1 protein-coding gene and 1 pseudogene are annotated in these 1909 nt (G+C 72.1%); both read left to right on the top strand.

The genetic code is table 11. The features are described from left to right. Positions 1-569: pseudogene (locus ETD86_RS54160) on the top strand (pyridine nucleotide-disulfide oxidoreductase); the annotation flags it as partial. A gap of 137 nt (positions 570-706) precedes the next feature. Further along, positions 707-1858 carry a serine/threonine-protein kinase gene (locus ETD86_RS60480; RefSeq protein ID WP_138674359.1) on the top strand — a complete coding sequence of 384 codons (1152 nt, stop codon included), beginning with the start codon at positions 707-709 and terminating at the stop codon, positions 1856-1858. Positions 1859-1909 lie beyond the last annotated feature (51 nt).

A 1909-nucleotide genomic window follows, 5' to 3' on the forward strand; every position in this document is an offset into this window, starting at 1 on the left:
GGGTGGTCGTGGTCGGCGGGGGCGCGTCCGCGATGCACGTGCTGTCGGAGATCGCCGGGATCGCCGCCGCGACGACATGGGTGACGCGGCGCCCGCCCGTCTTCCGCGACGACGACTTCGGCGAGGACGCCAGGCGCGCCGCCGTCGCGCTGGTCGAGGAGCGGGTACGCGCCGGCCTCCCACCGGGCAGCGTGGTCGGCATCACCGGCCTCGGCTACACGCCCGTCGTCAGCGAGGCGCTGGCGAAGGGCGCGCTGGACCGGCTCCCGATGTTCCAGCGCATCACCGCGGACGGCGTCGCCTGGGCCGACGGGCGGCGCCAGCGGGCGGACACGATCATCTGGGCCACCGGCTTCCGCTCCGCACTCGACCACCTCGCACCCCTGCGGCTCAGAGAGCCGGGCGGCGGCATCAAGGTGGACGGCACCCAGGTCGTCAGGGAGCCCGCGCTCCAGCTCGTCGGGTACGGGCCGTCAGCCAGCACCATCGGCGCCAACCGCGCGGGCCGCGAGGCCGCCCGCAATGTCCGCGCGTACCTGACCGCCCGGCCGGCCCGCCCCGCGGCCTGATCACTACTATGCGTAGTAGTAACGATACCGATTGCGGCAGAGCGGCAGTCACTCTGGTGAAAGGGCTCGACACGGCGTGTGACCTCAGGTTAGCTTCCTGACATAAGGATCTTTGTCCGGTCAGGAGGTCTTCCCCCATGGACGTTCCCGGCTACACCGAGATCCGGGAACTCGGCCACGGTGGGACGGGCCGGGTGATGCTGGCCGTACGCGAGACCGACGGCCTCCCGGTCGCGATCAAGCACTTATCGGAGCCACTGCTCCACGACGAGGAGTTCGTCGAGAGGTTCAGGGCCGAGGCCGACCTCATCCGGGAGATCGACAGCCCGCACACCGCCCGCGTGCTGGACTACGTCGAGTCCTCTGACGACGCCGTCATCGTGATGGAGCTCGTCGACGGCGTCACGCTGCGGCGGCTGCTGGAGCACGAGGGCAGGACGGGCGCCGAGGCCGCGCTGGTGGTGCTGAAGGGGGCGCTGCTCGGGCTGGCCGAGGCCCATCGGCGCGGCGTGGTGCACCGCGACTTCAAGCCCGAGAACGTGCTCATCACCCAGGAGGGCGACAGCAAGCTGGTCGACTTCGGCGTGGCGGCCCGCTTCGGTGAGCAGGCCGCGCTGGTCGGCACGCCGACGTACATGGCGCCGGAGCAGTGGGACGACGCCCCGGCCAGCCCCGCCACCGACGTGTACGCCGCGACGCTGGTGTTCTTCGAGTGCCTGACCGGGCACCGGGCCTTCCACGGCGAGAACGTCGCCGCGCTCGCCTACCAGCACCAGCACGCCCCGCCCCCGCTGGAGGACGTCGAGGAGCCGCTGCGCCCGCTGGTGGAGCACGGCCTGGCCAAGGACCCGGCCGCGCGGCCGGAGTCGGCTGACGCGTTCCTGACCGAGTTGGAGGGCGTCGCGCTGGCCGCGTACGGCGAGGAGTGGGAGTCGCGGGGGCGGACGGGGCTCGGGATCCTGGCCGTGCCGCTCGTCGCGCTGCTGCCCAAGGCGCAGCCGGCCGCGCCCGACGCCACCACGAGCATGTTCCACAGCGGACTCACGCCCGTGACCAAGTTCGCGGTGACCGGCGGGCTGGTGCTGGCGACCGCGGCGGCGGTGGTGTCGGCGTTCGTCATCCTGGGCGGCCCTCCCGAACTCGAGAGCGGCACCGCGCTCCCGCCGGCCACGTCGCCGCCGCCGGTGACCGCCGAGCCCGCCACGCCCACGGCCGAGCCGCCCACACCCATCAGCGGCCCAAGCTCGAACGCTACGACGACACCCTGTTCATGGTGCTCAAGCCGCTGATGTATGTGGAAGAGACCTCCGACATCGAGGTCGGCGAGATCAACCTGTTCC

This window comes from Nonomuraea turkmeniaca (genome assembly GCF_005889735.1).
GTDB classification, from domain to species: domain Bacteria; phylum Actinomycetota; class Actinomycetes; order Streptosporangiales; family Streptosporangiaceae; genus Nonomuraea; species Nonomuraea turkmeniaca.